This is a genomic window from Streptomyces sp. AC627_RSS907 (assembly GCF_019049165.1).
Map to the genome: position 1 here is coordinate 1 of NZ_JAGMUE010000456.1, position 566 is coordinate 566.

1 protein-coding gene is annotated in these 566 nt (G+C 74.6%); it reads left to right on the forward strand.

Features of this window, described 5'->3' with window-relative positions; genetic code table 11:
* The coding region (locus KUM32_RS36440) for an MFS transporter (RefSeq protein WP_217146177.1) at window positions 1-566 on the forward strand (566 nt) is incomplete at both ends.

Genomic DNA, 566 nt, shown 5'->3' on the forward strand with positions numbered 1-566 from the left:
GTACGCCGCCAGCTCACGCTGCCGTCGCCGCTGCTGAACATGCGGCTCTTCCACCACCGCGGCTTCTCCGGGGCCGTCCTCGCCGACCTGCTGACCATCCTCGGCCTGTCCGGCCTAGTCTTCTTCTTGTCCCAGTTCCTCCAGCTCGTCCAGGACCGGGAGCCGCTGGAGGCCGGGCTCGCCGAGCTGCCGGCCGCGGTCGGCGCGGTCTCCGCCGGCCTGGTCGCCGGCCTGGTCGCGCGCCGGTTCTCGGTGCGCGTCGTGGTCTCCGGCGGGCTCGCGGCCGTCGGCCTGGCGCTGGCCGCGTTGGCCTGGCTGGAGAGCGACACCGGGTACCCGCTGCTCGGCGCGGTGCTGCTGGTCGTCGGCGTCGGGGCCGGGTTCTCCTTCACGGTCACCGCCGACGTGATCCTCTCCAGCGTGCCGGGCGACCAGGCCGGCGCCGCGTCGGCGGTCTCCGAGACCGCGTACGAACTGGGCGCGGCGCTCGGCATCGCCCTGCTCGGCTCCATCGTCACCGGCGTCTACCGCGACTTCGCGACCCCCGGCGGCGTCCCGGACAAGTC